Below are 5,533 nucleotides of genomic sequence, written 5' to 3'. Positions count from 1 at the left end.
GTCCTGCATCTCCTGGATCTCAGTGGTCTGCGCGTCGATGATGGTCTGCGCGAGCTCGACGGCATCGGGGTTGCTACCGTCATCGACTTGTGTCTGGGCCATTTCGACCGCTCCCTCGTGGTGGAGGATCATCTGTTCCAGGAACAGGCGTGACGCCTCGGCGCCGTCGGCGGCTTCGAGTGCGGCCAGGTCGTCCTCGCTCATCATCCCGTCGCCGTGGTCCATCCCACCCATCTGGTGATCGTCGGGGTCGACGCCCCAGTCCTCCAGCCAGCCCTGAAGCTGTTTGATCTCGGGCCCCTGGGCGGTCTTGATCGTCTCGGCCAATTCGACGACCCGCGGGTCGACGCCGTCCTTGGCGAGGACGATGTCGCTCATCTCGATGGCCTGCTCGTGGTGGACGACCATCATCGAGGCGAACATCTTGTCCGCGTCATTGACGCCCCCGCCGGTGGCGTCCGGCGTGTGCTCGGACGAGCCGTGATCCATGCCCGACATCGCATCGTCGTCTCCGGCGGAGCAGCCGGCCAGGGCGAGTGCAGCGGTCAGTGCGAGTGCGGCGGTCGCCGCGGTACGAAACTTCATGAGTGTTCTCCAGTGTCAGCAGTCGTGTCAGTGGCGCGGGACCTCAGGGGCACCGCGTGAGTGCAGGGGGAACCGTCGGCGCTGCTGCGCCGGGTTCACCGCTCTGTCACGTGCGACTGATGCAGAGAACCTGTAATGAAGGAGCCCTCGACACCCCCCTGTCGAAGAAGCGGGCGATCGGGAGAGATCGAGGTGCGGTGCGCGGCCATCCCGGCAGAATCCGCGGCAGCACGAGGACGAGCAGGGCGAGCAGCAGTGCGAGCACGCACGCCATCGCCATGCCCAGGTGTCCATCGCTCCCGCAGTCGGTGCAGGAACCGCCGGGATCGTGCGTTGTGCCGCTGGTCGCGTGAGCGCTCGCTGTGTCGTGATGCGCCGCGCCCTGGCGCGCCTCACCAGAATCGGTGACGGAGACCGCGGCGGTGGCCGCGTGGGCGGCGGGTGTGCCGTGCAGGTTCAGCGTGTGCATGGCGAGCAGACCGGTGATGACCGCGGCGACCAACAGGCCGCCGAGCAACACGCCTCGGAGAAGGCCGAGATGACCTCTCCGGGTACGCGTTGCTGCGGTGGACGCCATGCACCCCAGTTTACTGATCCCGCCGACGGCCGCCTGAGCGCTGCGCCGGATCGCCCCGTACGGCGCACACCGTGGGCGCACTCCGTTCCTCGTGGAGCACCATCGGAAATACCCCAGGGGGGTATAAGGTTGGAGGGGTTACGTGTTCTTGAGAGGGTTTGAGGAGAAGATTGATGCGCCTGTTCGCGATCCGCGACTTCCGCCACCTGTTCGGTGCGCAGATCATCGCGCTGTTCGGCACTGGGCTGGCGACAGTGGCGCTGGGCCTCCTCGCCTACGACCTGGCCGGCCCGAGCGCAGGGTCGGTGCTTGCCACCGCTCTGACGATCAAAATGGTCATGTACGTTCTGATCGCGCCGCTGGCAGCGGCGTATGCTGACCGGCTTCCGAGGCGGATGTTCCTGACACTGCTCGATGTGGTGCGCGCCGGGGTGGTGCTGGTGCTCCCGTTCGTCACGGAGGTCTGGCACATCTACGTGCTCATCGGCGTCCTGCAAGCGGCGTCGGCGGCCTTCACGCCGACATTCCAGGCCGTGATCCCCGATATCGTCACCAAGGAGTCCGACTACACCCGAGCACTGTCCGCGTCGCAGGTCGCGTACACGATGGAGAGCCTGCTCAGCCCGGTCCTGGCGGCCGTCGCGTTGACGTTCATGGCGTTCAACTGGCTGTTCATCGGCACCTCGATCGGGTTCGCGCTCTCCGCCGTGCTGGTGCTCTCGACCCACATTCCCAATGCCACCCCGAGCGGGCACGTCGGCGCCTGGGCGCGGGTCACATCGGGAGTCAGGGTCTTCTTCGCCACGCCCCGGCTGCGCGGTGTGGTGGCCTTGAACCTGGTCGTCGCGGCAGCGGGATCGATCGTCGTCGTCAACACGGTCAACTACGTCCGCGACCACCTGGGCGGCTCGCAGGCCGACGTCGCGTGGATGCTGGCCGCCTCGGGCGGCGGCACGCTGCTGGTCGCGCTGTTCCTGCCACGCGTGCTCGACCGGATCGCCGAGCGGATTGTGATGATGACCGGCGCCCTGGTGCTTTTGGCCGGAGTGCTCGCCGCCGTCGCGATGACCGCCACCCAAGTCGCATCCTGGATGGTCACCGCACCGATCTGGGTGATCATCGGCGGCGGCATGGCGATGATCGTCACCCCGACCGGGCGCGTCATCCGCGGCTCGGTGGCGAAGCAGGACCTCCCCGCGGGATTCGCCGCACAGTTCTCCCTCTCGCACCTCGCCTGGCTCGTCACCTACCCGATCGCGGGCTGGATCGGCACCGCGTCCGGGTTCACGCTCGCCTGGTCCGTCCTCGCCGCCCTGGCAATCGCGGGGGCGATCGCGGCGCACCTGCTCTGGCCGCGCGAGCAGAAGGACAGCGAGGCCGCCCCGACCGGTGTCGCCGCCGCAGAGCCGGTGATCAGTGATCGGGCGGTGCGCGAGGAGACCGAAGCCGCCGAAGGCACCCTCGCGGCGTGCCAGTGCGCCTGCGTGCGCACCGTCTGAACTCCGTTTGACGCGAGGGGCTCATACGTGCTGTCGCATCACCGGCACAGTCGACTCTGTGACGGGGTCGGAGTGGTGCAGGCGGGGCATCAGCTCACGCAGGTGGCTGGCAGCGTCGACCCCGGTGAGGGCGACAAGCACGTCGCCGAGGTAGTGGGCTGTGATCAATGGCTCTTCGGACAGGACGCGGGTGCGTGTGCCCAGGGCGGGGTGTCCAACACCGGTGAGGGTGTGGCCGTGGATGCGTGCGGAGAACGTCGAGCTCGGCAGGTACTGGCCGGGATCGTCGGCCATGTCGAGGTCGTGCAGCAGCGCGTTCGCAGCGTGGATGCCCTGGGCGGCGGAGTCGTCCCAGTGATCGATCCGGTAGGAGCCGTGGCCGGGATAGTGATGGACCGCGACGCCGCCGGCGGCGTAGATCCGTTGCCGCGGGGCGTGCATGGAGCGCAGGCGGGAATCTACGGGGATGCCGTCGGGCCCGGTCCATGGTGCGGGGGCGGCGGGCAGAGTGCCGTGCGCGACGATCGCGAGGTCGCCCTCGACTCGGCTGCCGTCGTTGAGGGTGATGCTGATGCGGTCGGTGTGGGTGCGGATCGAGCGCACGGTGCGTTCCAGGTAGGCGGCGTGCTGGGGGCGGTGCAGGTCGCGTGTCGCGCGTCAGACTTAGTGGCAGGGCCGTTATGTAGGTCCTGAAGGAGAGTCAGACATGGGTAGACCACCCTCGATTCCGGCGGAGAAGAAGACCCGGATAGTGCTGAGCGTGCTGGCCGGCGAGATGTCCATCGCCGAAGCGGCACGCAAGGAGAAAGTCAGTGAGCAGTCCATCGGACGGTGGAAGGCCGAGTTCCTGGAAGCCGGCAAGACCGCCCTGGTGGCCGGCAGGTCCGGACCATCCTCCCGAGAGGAACAGCTGGAGGCCGAGGTCGCCGAGCTGACCCAGGCCTTGGGCGAGGCACACCTGGAGGCCAGGGTGTGGAAGAAGTCCGCGGAGGGCCGGCTGGGCCCTTCGAGGACCTCGAGGTGATCCGCGTGGAAGCGGGCATGTCGACCGCGAGGTTCTGCCAGCTCTTCGACATGCCCGAGCGGACCTGGCGCCGCTGGCAGGCCAAGGCCCGCACCGGGACGGCGGTGAAGGGACCGTGGCCGCAACCGGCACGGCAGGCCGCCAGGGAACTGGTGGTCAAGCACGCGTTGGCCCATCCGGCGTGGGGGCATCGGAAGATCTGGGCGATGGTCCGCCACGACGGGCATGTGGTTTCCGAGGCGACCGTGCTGCGGATCCTGCGCGACGAGGGGCTGATTCTGCCCGCGCAGTACCAACGGGAGCGACGGAAGCTGGCCGAGCGGCGCAAGGCCGCGTTCGCCACCGAGCCGACCGGTCCGAGCCAAGTCTGGCAGCTGGACTTCAGCGAGTTCGAGACCACCACCGGAGGGACCTGGCGGCTGGCCGGGTGCCGGGACTACTGGTCCAAGTACGAGCACCCCTTCCACGTTTCGCCCACCGGGAACCAGCACGACGCGATCGACGCGATCGAGTTGGCCCTGGCCGACTACGAGGCCATGTTCGGTCACCCGCTGGTCGAGGCCTGCCCGGTCGATCCCGAGACCGGTGAGCTGTTGCCCGTGGTGACCATCGTGACGGACAACGGCGGGCCGTTCCGGTCCTTCCGCTTCGAGTCCTTCATCGCCGCCCACCCCGAGCTACACCACGTGCGCACCCGAGTGAAGACCCCGGGGCAGAACGGGTCCCGTGAACGCGGCTTCGGCACGCTGAAGTACGAACGGCTCTACCTGGACGAGATCGACGACGCGATCGTGCTCGCCGAGCGGGCCGAGGACTACCGGATCGAGTACAACGAGCTCCGGCCCCACGAGGCCATCTCATGGAACCGGCCCAAGGAGGTGCACCTGGGCCTGGCCGACCCCACCACCCCGACATTCAAAACCAAGGAAATCCTGCCAACTACTTGACGCGGGACAGACGTCGGGGGCCTATGGCTTGGCAGGAGCGAGAACTGACTGCTACCCCAGTGTGGCCGTCAGCGTCCTTCGGAGGCGGTGAAGGCTGGGAGCAGGGTTCCGATGATGAGGTCGGCCGCGTCCCTGCGCTCGATCCGTCCAGCGGTCACCTCTTCGGCGGCGGCGTTCATGGCCAGATGGGTGACGGCGAGAAGCCAGCTGACCGGAAGCTCTGCGCGGAACACCCCTTCACGCTGTCCGCGTTCGAAGAGACCCTGCATGCGCCCCTCGGCCACCTCATGCATCTCACGGATACGCGCTGACGGCAATTCGCGCTGTGCCACCACGAGCACAGAGCGGACACGTTCCAGGAGAGACCAGCTCGACGCGATGAGGGCTTCGAGCGCTGCCGCTGGGTCCCCGTCGAGGGGTACGTTCCCGAGGACGTCCTCGGCCTGCTCGAGGCTGTCCGCGAGGGTCGCATCGATCAGTGCCGCGCGGTTGGCGAAGTGCCCGTACAGGGTCATGCGGCCCACGCCGGCTTCGGCGGCGATGTCGGCGACAGAAGCGTCCGGGTTCTTGCGCAGCGCGACCGGCGCGGCGGCGAGGATCTTCGCCCGGTTGCGCTGTGCGTCGACTCGCTGATTGACCGCCAGACCGCTCTTGCCGCGTTCACCTGCTGCGGTCGTGCCCTTGACGTTCGGCATCTTACACCTCTAACTCGTACGGGAATGTATGGGTTACTCTATCGGTTGTAACCCGTACACCGATGTTCGAGTTCGGTGTTGTGGGGTCCCACCCCACGGAAACGCAGTCAAGGACGGAAGGGCCAGAGGCCATGAGAATGAAGAAGCATGAGACGAACGAGGTGCGCCATGTCTGAAGCGGATGCACCTGTACCCCGGACGGGGGC

At 67.5% G+C, this 5,533-nt stretch carries 7 protein-coding genes; 3 read left to right on the top strand and 4 right to left on the bottom strand.

Features of this window, described 5'->3' with window-relative positions:
• Positions 1-585 (bottom strand): DUF305 domain-containing protein (locus ACT3T5_RS19400; protein ID WP_444595313.1); only part of this gene is annotated, 585 nt, incomplete at its 3' end.
• Positions 586-691: 106 nt separating this feature from the next.
• Positions 692-1,162, bottom strand: coding sequence for a DUF6153 family protein (locus ACT3T5_RS19395; protein ID WP_444595312.1), 471 nt, complete (start codon positions 1,160-1,162; stop codon positions 692-694).
• A 173-nt stretch (positions 1,163-1,335) separates the two neighbouring features.
• Here ACT3T5_RS19395 and ACT3T5_RS19390 point away from each other — a divergent pair, with 173 nt between their 5' ends.
• The gene (locus ACT3T5_RS19390) at positions 1,336-2,661 is read left to right on the top strand and encodes an MFS transporter (RefSeq protein WP_019157644.1); all 1,326 of its coding nucleotides are present in this window, start codon (positions 1,336-1,338) and stop codon (positions 2,659-2,661) included.
• A 21-nt stretch (positions 2,662-2,682) separates the two neighbouring features.
• Here the strand turns inward: ACT3T5_RS19390 and ACT3T5_RS19385 are convergent, their stop codons facing one another.
• Entirely contained in the window at positions 2,683-3,264 is a 582-nt protein-coding gene (locus tag ACT3T5_RS19385; RefSeq protein ID WP_444595311.1) for a hypothetical protein, read from the bottom strand.
• 103 nt (positions 3,265-3,367) lie between these two features.
• Between ACT3T5_RS19385 and ACT3T5_RS19380 the strand changes: the two genes are divergently transcribed.
• On the top strand, positions 3,368-3,685 hold the full coding sequence (locus ACT3T5_RS19380) for a helix-turn-helix domain-containing protein (RefSeq protein WP_010080477.1): 318 nt from the start codon (positions 3,368-3,370) through the stop codon (positions 3,683-3,685).
• The gene (locus ACT3T5_RS19375; protein WP_204408918.1) at positions 3,682-4,632 is read left to right on the top strand and encodes an IS3 family transposase; all 951 of its coding nucleotides are present in this window, start codon (positions 3,682-3,684) and stop codon (positions 4,630-4,632) included. The genes ACT3T5_RS19380 and ACT3T5_RS19375 overlap by 4 nt, the downstream gene beginning before the upstream one ends.
• A 68-nt stretch (positions 4,633-4,700) precedes the next feature.
• On the opposite strand, the gene ACT3T5_RS19370 is transcribed toward ACT3T5_RS19375, so the two are convergent.
• A complete protein-coding gene (locus ACT3T5_RS19370; RefSeq protein WP_126988727.1) occupies positions 4,701-5,327 on the bottom strand; it encodes a TetR/AcrR family transcriptional regulator in 627 nt (208 codons plus the stop codon).
• Positions 5,328-5,533: the final 206 nt, after the last annotated feature.

This window comes from Brachybacterium sp. AOP3-A1-3 (assembly GCF_052378285.1).
Classification (GTDB): domain Bacteria; phylum Actinomycetota; class Actinomycetes; order Actinomycetales; family Dermabacteraceae; genus Brachybacterium.
This window is presented reverse-complemented; position numbering and strand designations above follow the sequence as displayed.